Annotated in this window: 19 protein-coding genes; 7 read left to right on the forward strand and 12 right to left on the reverse strand. The window is 67.5% G+C overall.

Going from position 1 to position 24,963, the window contains the following annotated elements; translation table 11 throughout:
• Positions 1-3: 3 nt before the first annotated feature.
• From H289_RS0121250 to hglS, 7 genes are all read right to left on the reverse strand, one after another.
• Positions 4-837: a ChuX/HutX family heme-like substrate-binding protein gene (locus H289_RS0121250; protein ID WP_029105541.1), complete on the reverse strand. Its 834-nt coding sequence runs from the start codon at positions 835-837 to the stop codon at positions 4-6.
• Positions 827-2,569, reverse strand: coding sequence for a sulfite reductase subunit alpha (locus H289_RS0121255; RefSeq protein WP_020102843.1), 1,743 nt, complete (start codon positions 2,567-2,569; stop codon positions 827-829). Before H289_RS0121255 ends, H289_RS0121250 begins: the two co-directional genes overlap by 11 nt.
• Positions 2,566-8,067, reverse strand: coding sequence for a glutamate synthase-related protein (locus H289_RS0121260; RefSeq protein ID WP_081633490.1), 5,502 nt, complete (start codon positions 8,065-8,067; stop codon positions 2,566-2,568). The genes H289_RS0121255 and H289_RS0121260 overlap by 4 nt, the downstream gene beginning before the upstream one ends.
• A 197-nt stretch (positions 8,068-8,264) precedes the next feature.
• Positions 8,265-12,758 (reverse strand): ATP-dependent helicase, encoded by a 4,494-nt coding sequence (locus H289_RS0121265; protein WP_020102845.1) that lies wholly within the window; start codon positions 12,756-12,758, stop codon positions 8,265-8,267.
• Between the two features lie 91 nt (positions 12,759-12,849).
• Positions 12,850-13,638, reverse strand: coding sequence for an SDR family oxidoreductase (locus tag H289_RS0121270; RefSeq protein WP_020102846.1), 789 nt, complete (start codon positions 13,636-13,638; stop codon positions 12,850-12,852).
• Positions 13,639-13,653: 15 nt separating this feature from the next.
• Positions 13,654-15,195 (reverse strand): L-piperidine-6-carboxylate dehydrogenase, encoded by a 1,542-nt coding sequence (gene amaB / locus H289_RS0121275; protein ID WP_029105543.1) that lies wholly within the window; start codon positions 15,193-15,195, stop codon positions 13,654-13,656.
• Entirely contained in the window at positions 15,192-16,391 is a 1,200-nt protein-coding gene (gene hglS, locus H289_RS0121280) for a 2-oxoadipate dioxygenase/decarboxylase (RefSeq protein ID WP_020102848.1), read from the reverse strand. The genes amaB and hglS overlap by 4 nt, the downstream gene beginning before the upstream one ends.
• A 27-nt stretch (positions 16,392-16,418) precedes the next feature.
• Between hglS and H289_RS0121285 the strand changes: the two genes are divergently transcribed.
• The gene (locus H289_RS0121285) at positions 16,419-16,880 is read left to right on the forward strand and encodes an Lrp/AsnC family transcriptional regulator (RefSeq protein WP_020102849.1); all 462 of its coding nucleotides are present in this window, start codon (positions 16,419-16,421) and stop codon (positions 16,878-16,880) included.
• 49 nt (positions 16,881-16,929) lie between these two features.
• Entirely contained in the window at positions 16,930-18,261 is a 1,332-nt protein-coding gene (gene lat / locus H289_RS0121290) for an L-lysine 6-transaminase (protein WP_020102850.1), read from the forward strand.
• Here lat and H289_RS0121295 read toward each other — a convergent pair.
• Positions 18,247-18,792 carry a restriction endonuclease gene (locus H289_RS0121295; protein WP_036421025.1) on the reverse strand — a complete coding sequence of 182 codons (546 nt, stop codon included), beginning with the start codon at positions 18,790-18,792 and terminating at the stop codon, positions 18,247-18,249. The genes lat and H289_RS0121295 overlap by 15 nt on opposite strands.
• A gap of 73 nt (positions 18,793-18,865) precedes the next feature.
• Between H289_RS0121295 and H289_RS0121300 the strand changes: the two genes are divergently transcribed.
• From H289_RS0121300 to H289_RS0121315, 4 genes are all read left to right on the forward strand, one after another.
• On the forward strand, positions 18,866-19,297 hold the full coding sequence (locus tag H289_RS0121300; protein WP_051128560.1) for a hypothetical protein: 432 nt from the start codon (positions 18,866-18,868) through the stop codon (positions 19,295-19,297).
• 65 nt (positions 19,298-19,362) lie between these two features.
• Positions 19,363-19,794 carry an SRPBCC family protein gene (locus H289_RS0121305; RefSeq protein ID WP_020102853.1) on the forward strand — a complete coding sequence of 144 codons (432 nt, stop codon included), beginning with the start codon at positions 19,363-19,365 and terminating at the stop codon, positions 19,792-19,794.
• Positions 19,795-19,805: 11 nt separating this feature from the next.
• The gene (locus H289_RS0121310; RefSeq protein ID WP_036421090.1) at positions 19,806-20,117 is read left to right on the forward strand and encodes an ArsR/SmtB family transcription factor; all 312 of its coding nucleotides are present in this window, start codon (positions 19,806-19,808) and stop codon (positions 20,115-20,117) included.
• 38 nt (positions 20,118-20,155) lie between these two features.
• A complete protein-coding gene (locus H289_RS0121315) occupies positions 20,156-20,506 on the forward strand; it encodes a hypothetical protein (RefSeq protein WP_020102855.1) in 351 nt (116 codons plus the stop codon).
• 7 nt (positions 20,507-20,513) lie between these two features.
• On the opposite strand, the gene H289_RS0121320 is transcribed toward H289_RS0121315, so the two are convergent.
• A complete protein-coding gene (locus tag H289_RS0121320) occupies positions 20,514-20,831 on the reverse strand; it encodes a hypothetical protein (RefSeq protein WP_029105545.1) in 318 nt (105 codons plus the stop codon).
• Between the two features lie 56 nt (positions 20,832-20,887).
• Entirely contained in the window at positions 20,888-22,687 is a 1,800-nt protein-coding gene (locus H289_RS0121325; RefSeq protein WP_020102857.1) for an acetyl/propionyl/methylcrotonyl-CoA carboxylase subunit alpha, read from the reverse strand.
• A 180-nt stretch (positions 22,688-22,867) separates the two neighbouring features.
• On the opposite strand from H289_RS0121325, the gene H289_RS0121330 reads away from it, so the two are divergent.
• A complete protein-coding gene (locus tag H289_RS0121330; protein WP_231388092.1) occupies positions 22,868-23,599 on the forward strand; it encodes an acyltransferase in 732 nt (243 codons plus the stop codon).
• Between the two features lie 12 nt (positions 23,600-23,611).
• On the opposite strand, the gene H289_RS0121335 is transcribed toward H289_RS0121330, so the two are convergent.
• Together H289_RS0121335 and H289_RS0121340 are read right to left on the reverse strand one after the other, a co-directional pair.
• Positions 23,612-24,031, reverse strand: a complete 420-nt coding sequence (locus H289_RS0121335) for a SufE family protein (protein ID WP_020102859.1) — start codon at positions 24,029-24,031, stop codon at positions 23,612-23,614.
• Positions 24,028-24,918 (reverse strand): sulfurtransferase, encoded by an 891-nt coding sequence (locus H289_RS0121340; protein ID WP_020102860.1) that lies wholly within the window; start codon positions 24,916-24,918, stop codon positions 24,028-24,030. Before H289_RS0121340 ends, H289_RS0121335 begins: the two co-directional genes overlap by 4 nt.
• Positions 24,919-24,963: the final 45 nt, after the last annotated feature.

The raw sequence follows: 24,963 nt of genomic DNA on the forward strand, positions 1-24,963 counted from the left end.
TTTCTAGTCCTCGCAGGTCGGCAACGATGCCACCATGGCTTCCCAGGGTTTCCGGACGTGCTCGCACACGGCTCCGGTCTGCGTCAGAACCGTCACGCAGTGGCGGCTGTGGTCGTACAGCTCGATCGCTGACGTCGGCCCGGATATGCCATGCGCGCGGGTCACCCAGCATTCCGAAAGCTGCACGGGGTCAACGGCATATCGTGCTGCCCCGAATATCACCGCGAAATGTTGGTTCGCCCCATCTGCCATCGACGCCCGGCCGCGGTGTAGCTGCACGCACCCGCCGCCGCGCACAGCGACCGTGAAACCCAGCCCCTCGGACACCAGATACGCCAAGAGGTGAGGAACCACTGCAGGAACGATCCGCCGGGCGCCCTGAAATGGAAGCACCTGGTAGCGCGCGTGCGACAGATCGTCGAGATGGTCGAGTTGATCGGTGTCGGCCCAGTTGACGGCACCCCAGTCGACCGGCGACACAGGCTCTGATGCGTCGGCCGGTGTAGTCGAGAGTGCCTCCACCACAAGCTGGTCCGTCAACGGTGTCAGATAGGCGCGGTGCGTGCCGAAGTCGTCGAGCAGTGTCAGTGCCCGCGAGGTCCGGTACCCGACCACACTGGGCGAGATCCGTAGTCCGATCCGATCCTCGTTGTACACGAGCGCTTCACCGGGGTGCGCGACCGCGCCATACTCGCCGGTCTGCGACAGTAGCGCAGCATCATTGGCGGTCACCGAGACCACCGTGCCCAGCGCGGGCAGCGCTTCGGCCAGTGCGCGGCTGCCGGCCGCAAGCCGCCCCGCGGGGCAGTTCGGGCATCGTCGACCGTCAGTACACATCGCGCACGTACCGCTTCTCGCGTTTGAGTTCGTTGACGTAGTCAGTGGCGGCGTCATGATCGAGTCCGCCGTGTTCGGCGACCACATCGTGCAGAGCCTGGTCGACGTCTTTGGCCATCCGTAACGCGTCGCCACAGACGTAGAAGTGGCCACCGTCCTGGAGCCAGCCGAACAGTTCTTTGCCGTTTTCGCGCATCCGGTGCTGCACATAGACCTTCTCGCGCTGATCGCGCGAGAACGCCAGGTCCAGTCGGTCCAGAAGGCCGGAGGCCTGCCACGCCGTCAGTTCGTCTTCGTAGACGTAGTCGTCCGCGCGATGCTGGTCGCCGAAGAACAGCCAGTTGCGGCCGCCGGCACCGCGCTTTTCGCGTTCTTGCAGGAACGCCCGGAATGGTGCGATGCCGGTGCCGGGACCGACCATGATCATCGGCACGTCGTTATCGGCTGGTACCCGGAACGACTTGTTCGGTTGCAGGAAGATTTTCGCCGTCTCGCTGCGGTCGGCCAGGAACGTCGAGCACACGCCGCCGCGCATGCGCCCACCCATTTCGTAGCGCACGCTGGCCACCGTCAGATGGATCCGATCAGGATGCGCGAGCGCACTCGATGAGATCGAATACGCCCGGTGCTGAAGGGGTTTGAGCAATCCGACGAATTCTTCGACGCTCAGGTCGTCGCCGGCGATGCGCAGCACGTCGAGGATGTCCTTACCCCACAGCCAGCGGTCCAGTCTCTCCTTCACACCGCCACGCAGCACGTGCGACAGTTCTTCGTTTTCGGCACGGCTTTCCACCTCGCCGAGCAAATCTTTTGATGGAGAACTGATTTCGTAGCGATTCCCAAGGAGCTCGCTCAGCGGCTCGCCGTCGACCATCGTGTCGACGGACACCCGGAAATGCTCGGCGATGGCCTGCACCAGAGCAGGATTGTTCTGCGGCAGCACAGCCAGCGCGTCACCGGCCTCGTATTCGATACCGCTGTCCGCCAAGGCGAATTCGTAATGCCGGATCTCCTTGTCCGAACCCGAGCCCGACAGCAAGCGGTTGACCGCCAACGCCGCGACGAACGGGTTCTTCCGCGTCCATCCGGAGCGCGCGACCGCACTGGGCGGCGGCGCCGACGGCCGCCCACTGGCACCGGATGTCGGCACCAGCGCCATCAGTGCACTCTGGATCCAGTCGGCGGCCTGTGCCTCGTAGTCGACGTCGCAGTCGGTGCGCGGGACGACGCGGGTCGCGCCGAGTTGCTCCAGGCGCATGTCGAACAGCTTGCCGGCCTGGCAGAAGCCGTCATAGCCGGTGTCGCCGAGGGCCAGCACACCGAACGAGACACCCTCCAACCGCGGTGCCGTCGACGCCGACAGCGCCTCCCAGAACAATTCGGCATTGTCGGGCATCTCGCCCTCGCCATAGGTCGAGGTGACGATCAGCACGAACTTCAGGCCGGCGAACTCGCCCAGTTCGATCTCGTCGAGTCCGCTGACCTTGACGTCGAAACCCTGTGACTTGGCCGCTGCCGCAGCATCATTGGCGACACCCTCGGCGTTGCCCGTCTGGGTTCCGTACAGGATACGCAGCTGCGGAAGCGAGGCCGGTTGGTCACCGACGACCACGGGCGGCGGGGCAGCGACATTGATCGCCAGTCGGGAATGCAGACCGGCCAGGAAGCCGGAGATCCAGGCACGCTGGTCTCCGCTGAACGGGGCGTCTTCGGGAATGTAGGCGATCTTCACTGTGCGCTCTCCAGGGAGTCGAACGAGGCGGCGACATCCGGGACGGATTGTGCGGCAAACAGTTCCTCGAAGGACGGCAGTCGGCCGATCTTCTCGACGTTCTTCGCATCTTGGTACAGGATCCAGCCGTAGGTGCCGGGACTGTCCATGGACAGCACATTGCGTTGGGCCAGCGCCTCCTTGTAGTCGTTGATCCGCTTGTTGGCGACGAACACCGCGAGGTCCTCGTCGCTGAACCCGTCGATGGCCTCGCGGGCGTAGCGCTGCAGTTTCTGGATGAGGAAGAAATCCTCGGTGAGCACCAGGTTGCGCACAGTCTTTCCGATCCGTGGATCGGCCACGTCAGCCATCCCGGGGGTGCGGGACAAGGCGAGTTGCTGAGCCATGTGCAGCACCGTGTAGGTGTTGAGCAGCGCGTACATCTCCTCGGTGTCGGTATCGCCGTAACCGGGTACCGCACCGCCGAGCACTGTTTCGCCGTTGCGGTAGGACCGCTTGAATTTGGCCACTTGGTAGCCGGCGAGCGCAGTGGCCAGTTCGTCGAGCAGTTCCTTGCGGGTCTTGGCCGCCAGGATTGCGTCGGCGTCCTGGTACAGCAGCAGTGCCCGCGGCATGGCGTACACCACGTGCTGGCGGGTGACGTGCCAATCGTCAAGCAGCCGCCGCGCTTTCGCCGAACCGGTGGCCTCAGCATGCCACTGCAGCAGAGTCAGTGCCGTCGCTTCGTGAAACGGCGCCTCCGATATCGGGGCGACGACCACCGAGTCGGCACTGACCTTCGAGGGCAGCTGACCGTCGGGGTCGAACTGGTAGAGGAATCCGCCACTCATGCCATTGGCGACACCCTTGCCGAACTCGCCGATGTTGAACACCGCACCGTTGGTCATGTACTCGCAGAGGAATTCGCCGACGCCTTCGACCACTGCCGTGGCGCCGGAGTTACGCACGGCGAACCGGTCACCGGCCTCACCTGCGACGAACAGCCGGCCGCCCGATGCGCCGAACAAGGCGAAGTTACCGATCAGCACGTTGCCGCCGGGCTCTTCCGATCCGCCGCCGGGGGACAGCACCGCAATGGTGCCGCCACAGGCGCTCTTGCCGACGCCGTCGTTGCAAGTTCCGGTGTGCGTCAACAGCATTCCGTCGTTGCAGAACGCGCCGTAGCTCTGTCCGGCCGATCCGGACGTCGTGATGACGACGCTGTCCGGCTTCAGGAAGCGGCGGCCGCGGTCGTCGGTCGCCACCGCCGGACCATCGGCACCCTCGTGGTTGAGCATGCGTTCGATGTCGATCGCCAGCTGTCCGCCGACGCTCTTGTTCCGGTTGGTCAGCGTCACCGGTTCCATCGCGACTCCGGCCAGGTCGAGCTGGGCCAGGAACGAGTCGTCGACGGAGTAGTCCCGTTCCATGTAGATCGGGTCTTCGGGGACGAAACCCTCTGCGGGGGCGAGCATTGCCCGCAGATCGAGTTGGCCGATACTCGACGGGTGATCCAGCAGGTGCAGCAGGTCGCTGCGGCCGCGGGCATGCTGCAATGACGGCAGCCCGAGCGTGGCGAGAATTTCGCGGACTTCATGGGAGATGTTGAGCAGGTACTGCGCCAAGGCACGAGGATCGCCCTCGAACGCCTCGGCGTTGGTGGTCAGGCCTGCCGGGCATTTGATATTGCAGTTCTTTGCCATGACGCACTTGAGCATCATCAGGGCGGTGGTGCCGAACTCGTAGCTGTCCGCTCCGAGTAGCGCCGATTTGATCACGTCACTGGCGGTTTGGTGCGCGCCTGAACATCGCAGGACGACTTTCTGCCGAATCCCGTTGGCCACCAGGGCCTGATGCACTTCGGCGACGCCGATCTCCGCCGAGCGGCCCGCGTATTTGAGGCTCGTGACGGCGGCCGCGCCGGTGCCACCGGTGTTGCCGGCCACGTTGATGACGTCTGCGCCGGCCTTGGCGACACCGGCGGCGATGATTCCGATGCCTTCACTCGACACCAGCTTGACGATCACCCGCACGCGTGCGGCCTTGCAGTCGTGGATCAGCTGTGCCAGGTCCTCGATCGAATACGTGTCGTGGTGCGGCGGTGGCGACACCAGCTCGACGCCGGGGGTGCCGCCACGGGCGGCCGCGATCTGTACCGTCACCTTGGGGGCCGGAAGCTGGCCGCCCTCACCGGGTTTGGCGCCCTGCCCGATCTTGATCTCCAGCTCGCGGAGCATCGGATCGGCCAGATAGCCGGCCCACACGCCGAAGCGGCCCGAGGCGAACTGCTTGATGCGGGAGCCGCGGATGGTGCCGTAGCGGCTGATGTGCTCGCCGCCCTCACCGCAGTTCGACAGACCGCCCACCATGTTGGTGCCGTGCGCGACGGCCTCGTGGGCGTTCGCCACCAGCGCACCGTGGCTCATGGCGCCGGAGGTGAGCGTGGCCGCGATCTCATCGGCCGGTTGGACCGAATCCAGCGGAATCGCTTCCGGCGCGGTCTGCGTCATTCCCAGGAAATGCCGAGCTCTCGCACGAGCGACGAGCCACAGCCGGTCGTCGTCGATCCGGTGGTCGATGATTTCCTCACCGAACCGCTGCACCAACGAGTCCGCCAGTGCCTGCAGTCGCTCCGGTGAGTGGCTCAGCCGGATTGTGAACTCGTCTCCCATCCGCTCTACCGTCAGACCGCGCACCAGGTAGGAGTTGTTGCCGAAGCGAGCGAACTTGCCCATCTCGGAACGGAATTCGTCCGCCGTGGTGGCGAAGGTGACGTCGGCAGGGAACGCCAGCACGTCGCGCAGAGCTGCAGGCCGGCGGGCACGTTCGTCGTTCATGGCGAACACGAAACTGCGGTAGCCGGGAGTGATGTCGAAGCTGTTGATGGCTCGCGGCGTCAGTTCCTCGAAGCTGTTGTTGCGGTAGGCCTCGTCGTTCAGACCGAATGCACCTTCGAGTTGGTTCAATGGCAGCGTTCGCAGGAACACCGGGTCGGCCATGTCGGCATTCTTGGGCCGCGCAGCGTCGTCGAACGCGATGGATTCCTCGGTCATGTCGACGAATCCCCGCACGGCCGTGGTGCCGTACGAGTGCCCGGCGCCTTCCGCCCGTTCCTTGAACAGGCCGAGCAGCGGCACGTCTTTCTCGGTGCTGACCTGCAGGGCGCGGTTATGCCACTCAGCCGAGGTGTCGGACAGCGTACGGAATCCGACGCCGCCGACGACCGCGGTGACGTTCGGAAAGTACTTGCGGAGCACCGGCCCTGCGGTGTCGAGGTAGTTGGGCTCGAAAAACTCACCGCCGATGTAACTTTCGACGGTGCACAGGCCGACGCGGCCCATGGTCTTCATCAACGACTTCTCCGCGGCCTTGGCGAAACGCTTGTAGGCGGCGGCAACCGATTGCTCGTCGGGGCCGAACTTCTCCTCGGCGCGCATCTGCACCGTCAGCGGATACACCGCGGACGCGCCGAACCCGAGCACCGTCGCGATGTGATGCGACGACGCCAGCTGTCCGCTCTCGGCGATCAGCGACACCCGCAGCCGCAGGCCTTCTTCGATGAGCCGCTGGTTGATGGCCGAGACCACGATGGTGAGAGGCATCGGCGCCCGGGCACTTTCGACGTGACGGTCGGAGATGACGGCGATGCCGCCCGACTCGCGCGCGAACGCTTCGACCTCATCGCACAGCTTGTCGATCGCGTGCACCAGAACGTCGGCGTTGTACTGCCCGCCATCGAGGGCCACTCGGTACCGCATGCCGAATACCCGCACCGGGGTGTGGCTCTGGTCTCGGATCATCAGCATGTCCAGGTGCGACAGGATCGGAGACGGGATGACGATCTGCGGCGCCGGTGTGCCGCCGCTACCCGGCTTGGCGCCGAGTGCCACCCGCAGCGTCATGCCGTCGGCTTCACGGATGCTGTCCAGCGGCGGATTGGTGACCTGAGCGAACCGCTGCGAGAAATACCGGGCAATGCCGCCTTCGTGATTGGACAGCGCGTTGATCGCGGCGCCGTAACCCATCGCGGAGATCTTCTCCTGCCCGGTGGCCAGCATCGGGTCCATCAGGAACTTGAAATCTTCCTGGCTCATGGAATAGGCGACGTAGCGCTGATAGCGGTTCAGGTCGCCGTTGTAGCGGGCGGGGGAGAGCTGGCTTTCCGGCGGCACCGCGGGCAGGTCGGCCAGGTTGACCCGGGCCCGCGCCAGCATTTCGGGGTAATCATGTTGTGCAGCAAGTATTTCCAGGGCTTCGGTAGAACCGTACGACCGCTGCTCTTTGTGGTCGTAGTACAGCATTCCGCCGGCTTCGATGCGGCCCCGTTTGATCACTTCCTCCGGCGGGAAGTACACCTGCCCTGCTTCGGACATGACGCCCAGATATTCGGCGGTCTCCACGGTGCGCAGCGGGCGCAGTCCCAAGCGGTCGAGGCGCGCGCCGATGAACCGGTCGTCGCCGAAGATCAGTGCGGCAGGACCGTCGTTCTTCTCCTCGTAGAGGCTGAAGTACTCGAGCATGGCGCGGACCTCAGGCGACAGTGTGGTGTCGTTCTCCCATGCCGGGGGCATCATGGCGACCACGGCCGTGACGAGGTCCAGTTCGTCCTCGAGCACCCGGTGCTGCAGCGTCTGGTCGAGCCGGCAGCTGTCCGATTGTCCGGCGGGACGGATGATGGCGCGGTTGTGGGCCCGGGCGATCGCGTTGTCGGAGAGCCGGTTCTTCTTGTCGGTGTTGAGCTCGCCGTTGTGGGCCATCAACCGGAACGGCTGGGCCATGGTGGCATTGGGCGCGGTGTTGGTGGAGAAGCGGGTGTGGAAGAACATGGAGTGCACCTCCATCCGCGGATCGGACAGATCGCGGAAGTAGGGCACCACCTCGTTCGAGTTGAGCCGGCCCTTGAGCACCTGCGTGCGCGCGCTCAACGAAAGCGGGTACAGGCCAAGCAGTTCGGGGCGGGTGTAGGCGATCGCCTCGATGGCCATGAGGGCATCGTGGATCTTGCGATCCGAATCCGACAGGAACACCCACTGCCGGATGGGGAGCTGATACTTCGTCGCGGCGGCCCTGATTGCGGAATCATCCACGGGGACATCGCGCTTGAGCAGAATTTCGAAACCCTGGTCAAGGAGTGCCTTCTCGATGACCGCCTCGGCCTCGTCATGGTGGGCGGGATCATTCGGCAGGAAGAAGTTGCCCACGCCGAACTGGCCGAGGCGTAGGTCGGACCGATTGGTGAGTTCGGCGAAGAATCGCAGTGACAGATCGAGGTTGACGCCCGCGCCGTCGCCCACGCCTTCGGAGGACATGCCGCCGCGGTGCGGTACGGCGCACAACGCCTCGTGGAGTTTGCGGATGACGTCGTGAGTCTGGACGCCGTCCTTCCGGGTCAAGAAGCCGACACCGCAACTGCTCTTGTCCTGATCCGGGTCGTACAGTCCGGGCAATCGCGTCTCCTCAAACCCTTCAGCCGCATACCGGCGTGTCCCGTGGGTTCTCGTCGTTGAGCGACCCGCCATGGCCGACGCGGCCAGGCCGGCAGCCGACGCAATCAACCAGCTTAGCCTAACCTAACTAGATGGTAGGTGGACTGGCGGCGACGCTCGTCACATCGACCGGCGTGTGAACGCCGGCCGATGATTTCCGAGCTCATCACATCGTAAGCAGTGGACCGTGAGCGTGCAGGATCTAGAGAGATCTAACTCCACCCATCGGATCAGCGCAGCCGCAGACCCCGCGGCGTCCGGGAGAAACCGGCGTCGGCCAGCGCGGCGTGGACCTCGGCCTGCGCGGCGTCGGGGGTGGGAGCCAATACCGCCTCCCCGTTGACCTTCTCGATCAACAGCGACTGCAGTCGCCCGGTGCTCACCAGCTCTGCCAGCGCACCGGCCGCCGCGCGTTGTTGTTCCGGCGTGGCGCCGAACGACAACAACGACTTTCCGCCCCGCTCGAGGAACCACACCAACTCGCCGTCGACCAACGCCACCAGTGCGCCCGCCTTGCGGCCCGGTCGATGCCCGGCGGCGTCGGGCCACGGCAGGGCGACGCCGTAGGGATTGCCCGGGTCGGTGGCGGCGAGCACGATGGCGGTGTAGTCGGGGCTGCTCTGGTCGACGCTGTCGAGATAGTTGCGCAACCGGTCCACCGTCGAGGCCACCGCGAACTGCGCGCCACCAAGGGATTCGATGAAATACCCGCGCTGGCAGCGCCCGGCCTCCTCGAACGCCGTCAGCACTTTGTACAGCGTGGCGAATCCGCCGGGCAGGCCGTCGGCCGCGCCGCGGGTGACGACGCCGTAGCGGCCCAGCAGCAGCTCGGCCTGAAAGTGTGCCCGCGTCGTGGATTCCGGCTCGGCGGGCGGCAGGGCCGACCACCGGCCGGCGACCGTCGGGTCGACGGTGCGGGCCTGTGGCCGGGCGACGCTGTAGCGGCTGAGCCGGGGCGGGCGCTGCTGCCGCTGCCGGTGCGATCCTCCGGGTTTGCGCCCCGCGTTGCCGAGGAGCGCCCGGACGGGGGCGAAAGTGTCGCCGGTGACCCAGCCGGCCCAGATCAGTTCCCACAGCGCCTGTTTCGCGTCGGTGCTGTCCTCTGCGGCCAGCTGCCGGAAAAAGTAGGCGCCGCCGTTGCTGAGCGTGTCCAGGAGTTCGCGGTGCGTGTCGGTGAACTCGATCTCCGTACCCGGCGCCAGCGACAGCGGCGCGGTGTCGGCCCGGTGGAAGACGACCCAGCCGTCGTTGGCGCCGATCTGGCCGGCACCTGACCAGGTGACCTCACCGGAGGCCAGCAGTTCGTCGAGCATCGCCGGTTGGTAGTCCGACACCCGCTGACCGAACACCAGCGGTTCGACGGCGGATGCCGGAATCGGCACGCCGGCAAGCTGTTCGATGACCGATGCCAGGCCGTCGATGCCGCGCGCATCGCCGAACTGCTGCCAGGCCGGCAGGAACCGGGCGTACGCGGCGGTGCTCACCGGCTCGATCTGGGCCCGCAGCGCGGCCAGCGACCGGCGCCGCAGAATCTTCAGCACCGTGGCGTCACACCATTGCTGGTCGACGCTGTCCGGCAGATCGGTGAACTCACCGCGAATGAGCTTGCCGTCCAGCACCATCCGGCTCAGGGCATCGGCAGTCACCCGGTGACCGAGGCCGAACCGGGCCGCCGCCTGGGTTGTCGTGAACGGCCCGTTGGTTCTGGCGTAGCGGCCGAGCAGTTCGCCCAGCGGGTCGGTCACCGCGGCAGTGAAACTGGCCGGCACGCCGACCGGCACCGCGACGCCGAGACCGTCGCGCAGCAGGCCCATGTCCTCGACGGCGGCCCACCAGCTCTGGCCGGCGAACGTCACCGCCACGGCGCGCTTGGCGGCCTGCAGCGTGGCGCACCAGGCCTCGACATCGCTTGCGGTGCACCGCTGCCGGAGTTCCTCGGTGCTCAGTGGCCCGAGCAACCGCAGCAGGTCGGCGATGCCCTCGGCGTCACGGGCGGCACGGTCTTCCGTCAGGTGCTGCAACTGCCGGATGGTGGCGGTGACGACGTCGGGGTCGAGCAGTTCGCGCAGTTCGACGTGGCCCAGCAGCTCGGCCAGCAGCGTGGCGTCCAACGACAGTGCGGCAGCACGACGTTCGGCGAGCGGGCTGTCGCCCTCGTACATGAACGCGCCGACGTAACCGAACAGCAGCGACGCGGCGAACGGCGACGGCGTGGCGGTCTGCACGTCGAGCACCCGGATCCGGCGTTGTGCGACACGGCGCATCAACTCGATGAGCATCGGGACGTCGTAGACATCCTGCAGGCATTCCCGCACGGTCTCCAGCACGATCGGGAAATCCGGGTACTTGCGGGCGATGTCCAGCAGCTGCGCGGCCCGCTGTCGCTGGTGCCACAGCGGCGACCGCTTGCCGGGATGGCGCCGCGGCAGCAGCAGCGCCCGTGCCGCGCATTCGCGGAAACGCGATGCGAAGAGTGCCGACCCGCCGACCTCGGCGGTGACGATGGGCTCGATCTCGTCGGCCTCGAACACGAAAATGTCGGCGCCGGGCGGGTTTTCCCCGGTGTCGGGCAGGCGCAGCACGATGCCGTCGTCGGACGCGGTGGGCTTCTCGTCGATGCCGTACCGCTCCATGATCCGTCGACCCACCGCCAGCGCCAGCGGCCCGTGCACCCGCAGCCCGTAAGGCGAATGCAGGACGATCCGCCAGTCACCGAGCTCATCGCGGAACCGTTCCACCACGAACGTGGTGTCGGTGGGTACCGTGCCGGTGGCCTGCCGTTGCTCGTCGAGCAGCTGCCACAGGTTGTCGGTGGCGTAGTCGTTGAAACCCATTGTGCTGCAGTACTCGTCGAACTCGGCGCGCGGCAGCCCGGCGAGCTTGCCGGTGAACGCGCCGATGGCCGCGCCCAGCTCAGCGGGACGGCCGACGGCGTCGCCGCGCCAGAACGGCAACCGCGCGGGCTGGCCGGGCGCGGGCAGCACCAGCACCCGGTCGTGGGTGATCTCGGTGATCCGCCAGCTGGTGGCGCCCAGGGAGATGACGTCGCCGGGCCGCGACTCGTAGACCATCTCCTCATCGAGTTCGCCTACCCGCGAAGGCTTTTCGTCACCCGTGGCCAGGTAGACGGTGAACATGCCGCGGTCCGGGATCGCACCGCCGGACGTGACGGCCAGCCGCTGCGCGCCGGGCCGGGCGGTCAGGGTGCCGGTGTCGCGGTCGTAGACCAGGCGCGGCCGCAGCTCGGCGAACTCGGTCGAAGGGTACTTGCCGGCCAACAGGTCGAGCGTCGCCTCGAAGGCGCTGCGCGGCAGCGCGGCGAACGGCGCGCTGCGGCGGACGGCGTCGAACCAGCGGTCGGCATCGAGTGGCTCGAGGGCGGCCGCCGCGACGGTGTGCTGGGCCAGCACGTCGAGGGGATTGGTGGGTACCTGCAGGGTCTCGATCTCGCCGGCGCGCATCCGCTGCACGGTGACGGCGCAGTCGATGAGATCGGTCCGGTGCTTGGGCAGCAGGACGCCCTCGGAGATCTCGCCGACCTGGTGGCCGGCGCGCCCGATGCGCTGCAGACCACTGGCCACCGACGGCGGCGCCTCGACCTGGATGACCAGATCGACCGCACCCATGTCGATGCCGAGTTCCAGGCTCGACGTGGCGACGACGGCCTTGAGGCGGCCGCTCTTGAGGTCGTCCTCGACCTGCGCCCGCGCCTCCTTGCTGACCGAGCCATGGTGGGCCTTGGCGAGCAGGCTCGGCGCACCGAAGGTTTGCCCGCTGGCCATGATGGTGGCCGGCGCGCCCCCGCCGATCTGTGGGTTTCGCTCATTGGGCAGCTCGATGCCGGACCGCGCGGCGTGAATCTCGTTGAGCCGCGCGGTGAGCCGTTCGGCCAGCCGCCGGGAGTTGGCGAACACCAGCGACGAATTGTGCGACTCGATCAGGTCGACGATGCGTTCCTCGACATCGGGCCAGATGGTGCCGCCGTCGAGGTTGGCCATGTCGGGCACCGGTACCTCGACGCTCAGGTCGAAGGTCTTGGCGGCCGGTGGTTTGACGATGGTGGTGGGCGCGGCTCCCGACAGGAAGCGGGCGACCTCCTCGGGTGGCTTGACGGTCGCGGACAGGCCGATGCGTTGGGCCGGCTGGTCGAGCAGCTCGTCGAGGCGTTCCAGCGACAGGGCGAGGTGCGCGCCGCGTTTGGTCGCCGCGACGGCGTGCACCTCGTCGACGATGACGGTCCGCACCGTCGCCAGCGTCTCGCGGGCCGCCGACGTCAGCATCAGGAACAGCGACTCGGGTGTGGTGATCAGGATGTCCGGCGGCGTCGCGATCAGCTGGCGCCGCTGCGCGGGAGAGGTGTCACCCGACCGCACGCCGACGGTGATGCCGGGCGCCGGTGCGCCCACCCGCTCGGCCACCCGCGTGATGCCGGTGAGCGGCGTGGACAGGTTGCGCTCGACGTCGACCGCGAGGGCCTTCAGCGGCGAGACGTAGAGGACTTTTGTGCCCTTGGCGCCGTTGGTGTTGGCGGGCTGCTGTGCCAGCTGGTCGATGGCCCAGAGGAACGCCGCCAGCGTCTTGCCGGACCCGGTCGGGGCGATGACCAGCGTGTTGTGGCCGTCGGCGATGGCCTGCCAGGCCTGCTCCTGGGCCGGGGTGGGCGTGCTGAAGGCAGCCGCGAACCACTCCCGGGTCAGGTCACTGAACCTGTCGAGTGGATTCACGTGTCCATACTGCCCGGCGGGTCTGACATGCCTGAGGGATTTGTGCACGAAAATCCGCGGTCAGCGCGGAAAATCGTGCACAAATCGCAGGTCAGAGGGTCCGCTGGTACCGCCGCATGCCGGCGATCCAGCGGTCGTAGTCGGCGCCCTTGTGGCGGTACATCTCCAGTACCTCGGGGTGCGGGAGGACCAGGAACGTGCCGTCCTGTACGGCCTGGACGACGAGGGCCGCGACACCATCGGGCCTGACGACGTTGCCCGCGTGGGTCACGGCGTTGCCGGCCACGCGGATCGCGGCGTCGGGGGAGTCGGTCATGCCGCGCAGCAGGGGCGTGTCGACGCCCATCGGGCAGACGCAGCTGACGCCGATGCCCTGGTCGCCGTAGGTGATGGTCAGCCACTCCGCGAACCCGACGGCGGCGTGCTTGGTGACGCTGTACCCGGCCGCGCCGAGCTGGGTGAGCAGGCCGGCGGCCGAGGCCACCGCGACGAAGTGTCCGCCGCCGCGCTCAACCCATTCCGGCACAACGGCTTTGGCGGCCCGGATGTGCGCGCGCAGGTTGATGTCGATGATGCGGTCCCACGCGGCTTCGTCGTCGCCCAGCCCGGGTTCGCCGGTGATGCCGGCGTTGGCGACGTAGATGTCGACGGGTCCGTAGGTCGCGCGGGCGGCGTCGAGCAGCGTCGCGATGCCGTCGACCGACGACGCGTCCGCGCCGATGCCGACACCGCCGTAGCCCGCGGCCGTCTCGGCGGCGGCTTCGGCATTGATGTCGCCGGCCACGACCGATGCGCCCGCGGCCGCCAGTGCCGTCGCGATGGACCTGCCGATGCCCGAGCCCGCTCCGGTGACGACAGCCACCGCACCTTCGATCTTCACGGGCTCATGTCTACCTCAGCCGAATTGGACGCCTTGAGCCAGCGGCAGCTCGGATGAGTAGTTGACGGTGTTGGTGGCCCGGCGCATGTACGCCTTCCAGGAATCGGAGCCGGATTCGCGGCCGCCACCGGTCTGCTTCTCGCCGCCGAACGCGCCGCCGATCTCCGCACCCGACGTGCCGATGTTGACGTTGGCGATGCCGCAGTCCGACCCGTCGGCGGCCATGAAGCGTTCGGCCTCCCGGATGTCGGTGGTGAAGATCGCCGACGAAAGGCCCTGCGGCACCGCGTTGTTCAGCGCGATGGCTTCATCGAGGGTGTCGTAGGTCAGGACGTACAGGATTGGCGCGAACGTCTCCTGGTGCACGATGGCCGTCTGCCCGGGCATCCGCACCACCGCGGGCGTGACGTAGTACGAGCTGGGATGCAGCTGGACCCGCTCACCGCCGGTCACCTCGCCGCCTTCGGCCTGTGCCTGTTCCAGCGCGCCCACCATGTCGCGGTAGGACCGCTCGTGGATCAGTGGCCCGATCAACGTCCCCTCGGCAGCCGGGTCGCCGACAGGCAGGCTCTGATACGCGGTGACGATCCGCTGCACCAACGTGTCGACCACGCTGTGGTGCGCGATGACGCGGCGCAGCGTCGTGCACCGTTGCCCGGCCGTGCCGGCGGCGGCGAACACGATGCCGCGTACCGCGAGGTCGAGATCGGCCGACGGCGTCACGATGGTCGCGTTGTTGCCGCCGAGTTCCAGCAGCACCTTGCCGAACCGCTGGGCCACCCGCGGGCCGATCTCCTGACCCATCCGCACCGATCCCGTCGCGCTCAGGAGTGCCACGCGGGGGTCGTCGACCAGCTGCTCGCCGATGTCGCGGCTGCCCAGCACCAATCGACCGACGTGCGCGGGGGCGCCGACATCAGCTGCGGCGCGCTCCAGCAGCGCCTGGCAGGCGACGGCGGTCAGCGGGGTGAGTTCGGAGGGCTTCCACACCACGGTGTCGCCGCACACCAGCGCGATGGCGGCGTTCCAGGCCCAGACCGCGACGGGGAAGTTGAACGCGGTGATGACGCCGACGACTCCGAGCGGGTGCCAGTTCTCCATGAGCCGGTGTCCGGGCCGTTCGGAGGCGATGGTGCGCCCGTACAGCTGGCGCGACAGACCGACCGCGAACTGGCAGACGTCGATCATCTCCTGCACCTCGCCGAGCGCCTCGGAGGTGATCTTGCCGGCCTCGATGGTCACCAGCGTGCCCAGATCGGCCTTGTGCTCGACGAGCAGCTCACCCAGCCGGGCCACGAGCGCGCCGCGGACCGGCGCCGGCGTGGTGCGCCAGGTGGAAAAGGCCTGCGCCGCTTCGGCGATCGCTGTGTCGGTTTCCTCGGCGGTGCTCTCGGGCAGCGTGAAGAGCACCTCACCGGTGATGGGCGTGCTGGCGTGCAAGCCGTGGGCGCCGGGCTCGCCCAGCGTGACGTGGGCGCCGACGGCCTGCAGCGCGGTACGCACGCGGTCGCGGAGTTGATCGGCGGTGGGCAAGAGCTGATTCTGCACAGAAGTCATGATGCCGCTTTCTCGTAGAGGTCGTACGGGTCATGGATGTGATGGCTGATGGCGCCGGCCATCCAGTCGAGGCTGTAGTCGGTGTGGTCGTCGGCAGCTGCCGGCTCCGCATCCCGGTCGAGGTTGGACCGGAAGATGCCGGCGGCAGAGGCGGGGAGGAAATCCTCGTAGACAACGGGTTTCGTGGGATCGCCGCCGCGGTAGTAGGCCAGGCCCTGTGCCGCCATCTCGATGTCGGTGCCGGGGAAGTACCGGTCCCAGTGTTCCTGATCGGTCATCGCGGTGTCGTAGCGTTCCCGGCCGGCGCGGGTCAGCGCCACCCCGCGGGCCTCCACCTCGCCGAAGCGCACCCGCAGACTCCCGTCGAACACCGTGCCGTCAGGGTTGCGGAACGTGCGGGGCTCGGCCAGGGCCCGAAACGACGTCTGCCGCAACAGGACCGGCGGACCGTCGGTGGCCGGCGGTCCCTGGATCGCGTCGATCATGGTGATGCCGCGGGCCGTCATCCGTCGGTACAGCTCGTCGATGTCCAGTACGCGTGGCGTCAGGTGATTGATGTGGGTGGTGGCCACGCCGGCGATGTCCGCGGCGACGGCGGAGACCGCACTGAGCTCGTCGTACCAGGCCTTGTCGATCGGCGTGCGCGACAACGCGAAAGCGGCGGTGCACCGGTGCACGAAGTCCTCGGCATCACCGTCCGGGCAGCCGTCGGCGGCGATCCGGCGGGCCTGGGCGATCAGCGCCGGGTCGAACAGTTGGCGCTGCCCGAGGAACCGCTGCACCCTGTCGCGCAGATCGGGGGAGAAGAAGCGGGCGTCCTCGGTGGCCAGCATCGAGGTGAACACCCGAAACGGGTTGCAGTCCAGCTCTTCCGCGTCGATGGGACGGAATGCGGTGGAGACCACGGGCACCGGTGAGGCGGCCTCGCGCAGGTTGTAGAACCCGACGGGGTACATGCCGAAGGCCGCGAAAAGGTCTGCGACGTCGGCGAGTTCGGCGGGGCTGCCGACTCTGATCGCGCCGTGGCGTTCGGCGGTGACGCGGTCGAGGGAACCGAGCCGGCCGTCGGTGGCGCAGTCGCGGTTCACGGCCGTGCTGACCTCGACCAGCGTCGTGTACGCCGGAACCTCGGTGCCGTACATGCGCGACAGGGCGGCGGCGAACGCGGCGCGCAGCTCCCAGGTCTGGACCGTCATGGCATGACCTGCGGGTAGTCTCCGGCCATGGCCGAAGCCGAGCAACTTGACGATGTCGACCGAATCCTGGTGCGGGAGCTGATGGCCGACGGCCGCGCGACGCTGGCGCACCTCGCGACGGCCGCGGGGCTGTCGGTGTCGGCGGTGCAGTCGCGCGTGCGCAGGCTCGAATCCCGCGGTGTGATCACGGGATACACGGCGCGGATCAACCCCGAGGCCGTCGGCCACATGTTGTCGGCGTTCGTCGCGATCACCCCACTCGATCCTTCCCAACCTGATGATGCCCCGGCGCGGCTGCAGCCTTTCCCCGAAATCGAGTCCTGCCATTCGGTGGCGGGCGAGGAGAGCTACGTCCTGCTGGTGCGGGTCGCCTCGGCGCGGGCGCTGGAGGGCCTGTTGCAGCGGATCCGCACGGTCGCCAACGTTCGCACGCGAAGCACCATCATCTTACAGACTTTTTACGATGATCACGTGTCGCTACCGGAATAGTTCCTGCTATAGGTCGCGGAAGCTGTAAATATTGCGTTAGGATGGCGGCATGACCGCTGTTCTGACTTCTGGTGACGGGCTGTCGGCGGGCAGCGCCCGCGACGTTCGCGACGTGCTGGGGCGCAGCATCCTGACCGACGGTCTGGATCTCGTGCTCGATCTGGACCGGTCGGGTGGTTCGTATCTCGTCGACGCGCGTGACGGCACCCGGTACCTCGACATGTTCACGTTCTTCGCGTCGTCGGCGCTGGGGATGAACCATCCGGCTCTGACCGACGCGGCCTTCCGCGCCGAACTGGCGCAGGCGGCGGTGAACAAGCCGAGCAACTCCGACGTGTACAGCGTGCCGATGGCGCGCTTCGTGCAGACGTTCGCGCGTGTGCTCGGTGACCCGGCGCTGCCGCACCTGTTCTTCGTCGACGGCGGGGCGCTGGCGGTGGAGAACGCGTTGAAGGTCGCCTTCGACTGGAAGAGCCGGCTCAATGAGTCGCGCGGCATCGACCCGGCGCTGGGCACCCGGGTCCTGCACCTGCGTGGCGCGTTCCACGGTCGCAGTGGTTACACCATGTCGCTGACCAACACCGACCCCAACAAGGTCGCCCGGTTCCCGAAGTTCGACTGGCCGCGCATCGACGCGCCGGTGGTTTCTCCCGGCGTGGATATCGTTGCGCTGGAACGTGAATCGCTGCGCCAGGCCAGGGCGGCCTTCGAGGCGTACCCGCACGACATCGCCTGCTTCATCGCCGAGCCGATCCAGGGTGAGGGCGGTGACCGGCACATGCGTCCCGAGTTCTTCGCCGCGATGCGGGATTTGTGCGTCGAGTACGACGCGCTGCTGATCTTCGACGAGGTGCAGACGGGCGTCGGTATGACCGGAACCCCATGGGCCTACCAGCAATTGGGCGTCACGCCGGATGTGGTGGCGTTCGGCAAGAAGGCCCAGGTGTGTGGCGTGATGGCCGGTGGCCGCGTCGACGACGTCGCGGACAACGTCTTTCGCGTCAGCTCGCGGATCAACTCCACCTGGGGTGGCAACCTCACCGACATGGTGCGGGCCCGCCGCATCCTCGAGGTCATCGAAGCCGACGGGCTGATCGACAACGCCGTGCGGATGGGCTGGTATCTGGTGGGTCAGTTGCGTTGCCTGGCAAACGAATTCCCGTCACTGGTACTCGATCCGCGCGGACGCGGGCTGATGTGTGCGTTCAGCATGCCGTCGGCCGCTCAGCGCGACGAGGTGATCAAGCGGCTGTGGCAGCACCATGTCATCCTGCTGGCCAGTGGCACCGACTCCGTGCGGTTCCGGCCGGCGCTGACGGTGTCGCGGACCGAGATCGATGAAGCCGTCCAGGCGGTGCGGGACGTACTAGCGGCGCTCTAGGACCTGCTGCCGGATCAATCCGCGCAGCCGGGTCAGCTCGGTGCCGCTGACGAGGGTGCAGTCGTGCAGCTCCGCCAATTTCCTTGCGGCCGGGGTGAACTCGTTGTTGGTGACCACCATGGTGTGCGCGCAGTCCTGCATGGGTGCGCCGGCGACCACCTCCTGGACGGCGCCGGGGCCGACGGGCCGGGACAGGCGCTTGCATTGGATGGCAAGGCGATTGGGCCGCGTGCCGACGATCAGGTCGACGCCCCAGTCCCCGGACAGCTCCGTCATGATGACCGGGACGCCGCACGACCGGGCGATCCGGGCGATGTAGTCCTCGAATTCGGTGCCGGACATGTCGTGGACGGGATCCTCGTGGCGGCTCGGGGTGCGCATTCCGGTGACGACGTGTGGAACGGCGGCGAGCAGCAGCGGCACGCCGACGGCCACGCCCAGCGCCGGTTCCCACGTCCAGCCGTGCAGATACGCCGCGCCGCCCGAGGCCAGCCCGGCCGCGCCCAAGAGTTTCATCCGCACGCCAGGCATCGTAGGGCCAGCCCCTGACAGGTCTTTACAGGATCGCGTCGATTTACTACCGTGCGTAGTAGAGGTGATCCGCATGACTGGTGACTCCAGGAATTGGCAACGTAACTTCGATTGGGCTGCAGGCCTTTTGGCGGTCGCGCTACTGCTGCACGGTGCTGATCACCTGCGGCGGGGGATGAACGTCATCCCGCCGGCGGTGATGGTGGGCGGCACGGTGCAGCTGATCCTCGCGGCCGTCACGATCGGGCTGGTGTTCAAGCGGAACCGGTGGGCGCCGCTCGCGGCAGTCGGCATCGGCTACGCCGGTGCGGTGGGATTCACTGCGGCACACCTGCTTCCGAAATGGGGATTCTTCAGCGACAGCTTCATCAATGCGCCGGCGTGGGCGCGCGTGACGGCGTTCTCGTGGGTAACCGCGATTCTGGAGATCGCCGCCAATCTGGTGTTCGGCACCATCGGTCTGATGCTGTTGCGAGAGCGGCGCGCGACGCTAAGTGCAATCTGAGGGTTGCAGTACGTGTGCGTGTGTGCAACTGTGGAGTTGCACATAACGCCACTCGAAGGGGAATCATGGACACGCTGGACATCACCCGCACCATCGACATCAACGCGCCGATCCAGCGAGTCTGGGATGCCCTGACGAAAGCCGAGCTCATCGCCCAATGGTTCGGTGACGCAGCCGAACTCGAGCCGATCCCCGGCGGCACCGGGTTCTTCGGCTGGAACGCCCACGGCAAGTTCCGCGTCGTCGTCGAAAGCGCCGAGGCGCCGCACACGCTGGTCTATCGGTGGGCGCACCGTGAGGCCGACGCCGACCCGACCCCGGAAAACTCCACGGTCGTCCGCTTCGACCTCACCGAGATCGATGGCGGCACCCGGCTCGATCTGCGCGAGACGGGCTTCGAGAACCTGGCCGACCCGCAGACCGCGTACTCCGAGAACAGCGGCGGCTGGACGGCCGAGCTCGACGACCTGGTGGCGTACCTGCAGGCGTCGGTGTGACCGACACCCACATGCCGGCGGTGCTGGCGGTGCTCGCCGACGAGACGCGGTGGCGCATCCTGACCGAGCTGGGCGCCGACGATCTGTCGGCGAGCGCCCTGGCCGGTCGGTTGCCCGTGAGTCGGCAGGCCATCGCCAAGCACCTGTCGGTGCTGGCCGACGCGGGGCTGGTCGAGCCCGTCAAAGTGGGCCGGGAGATTCGCTACCGGGCGCTGGGTGCCAAGCTCAGCGCGCTGGGCAACGAGCTGGAAACCCTTGGCAGGCAATGGGACCGGCGTCTCGCCGCGATCAAACGGATCGCCGAGGGCGGGCTGGCGCCCTAGCGTCCACCAGGCGCATACTGGGGTTGGCGGTGATAACGATGCTCAGCCCGACAACCGATCGCTTTCGCGACGACGATCCCAGCGTGCATCAGGCCGCGCGATTCGCTCTGGTGATGGGGAGCCTCGGCGTCGGGTTCATGGTGCTGGCGGCCGTCTGGGTCCGGCACTGCCATGGTTACGACACCGCCGCCTGCACCATGCCGTATCGCACCGTCCTGGCCCTGGCCGGCCCGCTGTTCCTGTTCGGTAGCGGGGTATGGGCTTTTGTCCGGACGTATCGGGCCTGGCGGGGTGACAAGGTCTGGTGGGCCTGGCAGGGCGCCGGCTGGTTCCTGTTGCTGCTCATGTCCATCGTGTTGACGATGAGCCTGCCGGTGCTGCTGTTCTAGTGACTTGTCAGCCCAGCATCGCGGCCGCGAAGCGGCGCACCGACTCGACGCCCGTCGCGGCGGCTTCGTCGAACCCGGTGCGGGTCCGTACGGAAATCTCCCGCGTGGCGGGGTCCAAGGTGATCTCGGCGAGCAGCTCACCGGTCGTCGGCTCACAGACCGCCCACGAGTACAACGTGTCGGATTCCCATTGCGCCGTACGGGTTTCGACGTGATCGGGGGAGTGCTCACCCAAATCCGCCAGCGACGGCCGGTCATCCATCCGGTCGTCGGCACGCAGGGCGCGCAGATACCAGGCGCCGGCGTTGATCTCGATGGGTTCCATGATGAAAAAAATCCGCCGGGTGACCAGAGAACTGGCCACCCGGCGGACAGAAAGAACTAGTCCTTCAGCTCCGCGATGACGGTGCCCTGCGTGATGGCGGCGCCGGCCTCGACCGACAGGCCGGTCACGGTGCCGTCCTTATGCGCGGTCACCGGGTTCTCCATCTTCATGGCCTCCAGCACGACGATCAGATCACCCGCGGAGACCTGCTGGCCCTCCTCGACGGCGACCTTCACGACGGTGCCCTGCATCGGCGCGGTGACCGAGTCACCCGAGGCGGCCTTGCCGCCGGCAGCGCCACGCTTGCGCGGCTTCGGCTTCTTCTTGATGACACCGGTGGCTGCGCCACCGCCGCCACCGCCGATGGCCAGGTCGCCCGGCAGCGACACCTCGACGCGACGGCCACCGACCTCGACGACGACCTTCTGACGCGGCGCGGCGTCTTCGTCGTCCAGTGCCTCGCCACCGGTGAACGGCTCGACCGTGTTGTTCCACTCGGTCTCGATCCAGCGGGTGTGCACGTCGAACTTGTCGCCGTCACCGATGAAGGCCGGGTCGGAGACCACAGCGCGGTGGAACGGGATGACCGTGGCCAGACCCTCGACGTTGAACTCCGCCAGCGCGCGACGCGAGCGGGCCAGGGCCTCTTCGCGGGTGGCGCCGGTGACGATCAGCTTGGCCAGCATCGAGTCGAACTGACCACCGATGACCGAACCGGTCTCGACACCCGAGTCCATGCGGACACCGGGGCCGGTCGGCGCCTCGAACTTGGAGACGGGGCCGGGGGCCGGCAGGAAGCCGCGGCCGGCGTCCTCGCCGTTGATGCGGAACTCGAACGAGTGGCCGCGCGGGGTCGGGTCCTCGGTGATGTCGAGGGCCTCGCCGTTGGCGATCTTGAACTGCTGCAGCACCAGATCGATGCCCGAGGTCTCCTCGGTGACCGGGTGTTCCACCTGCAGACGGGTGTTGACCTCGAGGAACGAGATCAGGCCGTCCTGGCCGACCAGGTACTCGACGGTGCCCGCACCGTAGTAGCCGGCTTCCTTGCAGATGCGCTTGGCCGACTCGTGGATTTCCTTGCGCTGCGCGTCGGACAGGAACGGCGCGGGGGCCTCCTCGACGAGCTTCTGGAAGCGGCGCTGCAGCGAGCAGTCGCGGGTACCGGCGACGACGACGTTGCCGTGCGTGTCGGCGATGACCTGGGCCTCGACGTGGCGCGGCTTGTCCAGGTAGCGCTCGACGAAGCACTCGCCACGGCCGAAGGCCGCGACGGCCTCACGGGTGGCCGAGTCGAACAGCTCGGGGATCTCTTCGATGGTGCGGGCGACCTTCATGCCGCGGCCGCCACCGCCGAAGGCGGCCTTGATGGCGATCGGGAGGCCGTGCTCCTTGGCGAAGGCCAGGATCTCGTCGGCGTCCTTCACCGGGTCCGGGGTGCCCGGCACCAGCGGCGCGTTGGCCTTGGCGGCGATGTGGCGCGCGGTGACCTTGTCACCCAGGTCGCGGATGGACTGCGGGCTCGGCCCGATCCAGATCAGCCCGGCGTCGAGGACGGCCTGGGCGAAGTCGGCGTTCTCGGACAGGAAGCCATAGCCCGGGTGGATCGCGTTGGCGCCCGACTTGGCAGCGGCGTCGAGGATCTTGTCGAAGACGAGGTAGGACTCGGCCGAGGTCTGTCCGCCCAGGGCGAAGGCCTCGTCGGCAAGCCGCACGTGCGGCGCATCGGCGTCCGGCTCGGCGTAAACGGCGACGCTGGCCAGTCCGGCGTCCTTGGCAGCCCGGATGACCCGGACGGCAATCTCTCCACGGTTGGCGACTAGCACCTTGGAGATCTTGGAACTGGCGTGGTTGGCCACAGTGCCTCCTGACGGCGGTTCTCTAAGAAATGTCTTTAAGAATGTATCGCGTGCAGTGTAAGGCCTAACCGGCGGATCCCCACTTCGGGATACGCGGGCGCCGGGACGTTTTCTTAGAGATTGCCCAAGCGACCCGCTTGACCCGCGCTTTCTCACCGAACATCTGCTTGGGTGATACTGATGCCGCACCGGACCCGCCGGGGAGCCACGAGTAAGGGGACACCGTTGTTCGTCGAGCCGCAGGCCTCAGACCCCGAATTGATCGCGCGCAAGCGAGCGGTCAACCCGAACGTCCGCATCCCACCGAAGATGCAATGGGTCACCGACGAGGACGGCAACATCCTCAAGCACGAGCTGCCCGGCGAGACCCTCTGGCACCGGATCCGGGACACCTACGCCGCGCTGTTCTACAGCTCGGTCGTCACGCACATCCCGTTCCACTTCATCCGGCTGGGCTACCTCCGGCTGTTCGGCGCGAAGATCGGCAAGGACACCGCGATCAACCGCGGCACGAGCGTCTGGTCGATTCCGTACCTGGTGATCGGTGACCGGGTGTCCATCGGCTTCCGCTGCCTGCTGGACGCGCGCGCGGGCATCGCGATCGGCAACGACGTCGTCATCGCCAGCGACACGCACATCATCGCCGGCGGGCACGACATCAATCACCCGAACTTCGTGCCGGCGCCCAACCCGCCGGACCCCATCGTGATCGACGACCACGTGTGGATCGCGACGCGCGCCATGATCCTGCCGTGCCTGCTCGGCCGCGGCGCCGTGGTGGCCGCGCACACCGTCGTGAACAAAGAGGTGCCGCCGTTCGGCATCGTCGGCGGCGTGCCCGGCAAGATCATCGGGCAGCGCAACCCGGACGCGCTGCACTACAGCGGCAAGTTCAAGCTGCCGTTCTTCTGAGCCGTACCCGAGTTACACGGCGTCGCGCAGGCGGCGCTTGATACGCGTCAGCATCGCCGACATGCCGCGCAGCCGCAGGGGGCTGATCAGCTTGGCCAGGCCAAGGTCCGCGTAGAAATCGTCGGGCACCGCGAGGATGTCGGACGCCGGCAGGCCATCGAGGCCGGCCGCGAGGATGGCCGCGAAACCACGCGTCGTCGGGGCCTCGGCCGGTGCACTGAAGTACAGCCGCACATGCTCGGGGTCGCCGGCGTCGACGTGCAGGAACAACGGCGACTGACACTCAGGTACCGGCTCCATGGCGGCTTCTTCGAGCGTCGCCGGCAGCGGCGGGAGTTCATTGGCGAACTCCAGCAGCAGCGCCAGCTTGTCCTGTCCCTGGACGTTTGCGAAATCCGACACCACCTCGGCCAGGGCCGCGGGGACGGTCATGCCGGCGCCGGCCCCGGTTCCTCGCCGACAGCGACGGGCACCCGCACCGCGTTGCCCCACTCGGTCCACGAACCGTCGTAGTTGCGGACGGCGGGCAGACCGATCAGGTGCGTCAGCACGAACCAGGTGTGGCTGGAGCGCTCGCCGATGCGGCAGTAGGCGACGGCCTTGTCGTCGGGGGAGATGAAGCCGTACAGCTCATCGAGTTCGGCGCGGCTGCGGAACCGTCCACTGTCGTCGACGGCCTTTGCCCACGGGATGGACCGCGCGGTGGGGATGTGGCCGCCGCGCAGCGCACCTTCCTCCGGGTAATCGGGCATGTGGGTGCGCTCGCCGGTGTACTCCTGCGGCGAGCGGACGTCGATGAGCGGCTCTTTGCCGAGGATCGCGAGGACGTCGTCCTTGAAGGCGCGGATCGGGGCATCGTTGCGCTCGACCACCGGGTACCCCGTGGTCTGCTTGCTCGGGACGTCCAGGGTGGTGTCGCGGCCGTTGGTGATCCACAGGTCGCGGCCACCGTCGAGGAGGCGGACATCCGGGTGCCCGAAGAGCGTGAACACCCACAGCGCGTAGGCCGCCCACCAGTTGCTCTTGTCGCCGTAGATCACCACGGTGTCGTCGCGGCTGATGCCCTTGCGATCCATCAGCGCGGCGAACTGCGCACCGTCGATGTAATCGCGGACATGCGGGTCATTGAGGTCGGTATGCCAGTCGATCTTGACGGCGCCGGGGATGTGGCCGGTGTCGTACAGCAGGACGTCTTCGTCGGATTCGACGATGGCCAAACCAGGGCGTCCGATGTTGCCTGACAGCCAGTCGGCGGTCACCAGGCGATCGGGATGCGCATAGGTGGCGAAAGCGGGATGTGGGTCTGCGGGCAGCGGCACACTGTGAGCGTACCTAGGCCCGAAATGCGCCGCCGACCCGTAAGG

Source organism: Mycobacterium sp. 360MFTsu5.1 (assembly GCF_000383495.1).
Classification (GTDB): domain Bacteria; phylum Actinomycetota; class Actinomycetes; order Mycobacteriales; family Mycobacteriaceae; genus Mycobacterium; species Mycobacterium mucogenicum_B.

What these genes read in the sequence shown, in the direction of transcription:
- hglS (WP_020102848.1), bottom strand. Translation starts at nt 16,391, where the DNA reads ATGACGGTCCAGACCTGGGAGCTGCGCGCCGCGTTCGCCGCCGCCCTG.
- H289_RS0121250 (WP_029105541.1), bottom strand. Translation starts at nt 837, where the DNA reads ATGTGTACTGACGGTCGACGATGCCCGAACTGCCCCGCGGGGCGGCTT.
- amaB (WP_029105543.1), bottom strand. Translation starts at nt 15,195, where the DNA reads ATGACTTCTGTGCAGAATCAGCTCTTGCCCACCGCCGATCAACTCCGC.
- H289_RS0121260 (WP_081633490.1), bottom strand. Translation starts at nt 8,067, where the DNA reads ATGGCGGGTCGCTCAACGACGAGAACCCACGGGACACGCCGGTATGCG.
- H289_RS0121315 (WP_020102855.1), top strand. Translation starts at nt 20,156, where the DNA reads ATGCTCAGCCCGACAACCGATCGCTTTCGCGACGACGATCCCAGCGTG.
- H289_RS0121300 (WP_051128560.1), top strand. Translation starts at nt 18,866, where the DNA reads ATGACTGGTGACTCCAGGAATTGGCAACGTAACTTCGATTGGGCTGCA.
- H289_RS0121305 (WP_020102853.1), top strand. Translation starts at nt 19,363, where the DNA reads ATGGACACGCTGGACATCACCCGCACCATCGACATCAACGCGCCGATC.
- H289_RS0121335 (WP_020102859.1), bottom strand. Translation starts at nt 24,031, where the DNA reads ATGACCGTCCCCGCGGCCCTGGCCGAGGTGGTGTCGGATTTCGCAAAC.
- H289_RS0121330 (WP_231388092.1), top strand. Translation starts at nt 22,868, where the DNA reads ATGCCGCACCGGACCCGCCGGGGAGCCACGAGTAAGGGGACACCGTTG.
- H289_RS0121285 (WP_020102849.1), top strand. Translation starts at nt 16,419, where the DNA reads ATGGCCGAAGCCGAGCAACTTGACGATGTCGACCGAATCCTGGTGCGG.
- H289_RS0121320 (WP_029105545.1), bottom strand. Translation starts at nt 20,831, where the DNA reads ATGGAACCCATCGAGATCAACGCCGGCGCCTGGTATCTGCGCGCCCTG.
- H289_RS0121295 (WP_036421025.1), bottom strand. Translation starts at nt 18,792, where the DNA reads ATGCCTGGCGTGCGGATGAAACTCTTGGGCGCGGCCGGGCTGGCCTCG.
- lat (WP_020102850.1), top strand. Translation starts at nt 16,930, where the DNA reads ATGACCGCTGTTCTGACTTCTGGTGACGGGCTGTCGGCGGGCAGCGCC.
- H289_RS0121310 (WP_036421090.1), top strand. Translation starts at nt 19,806, where the DNA reads ATGCCGGCGGTGCTGGCGGTGCTCGCCGACGAGACGCGGTGGCGCATC.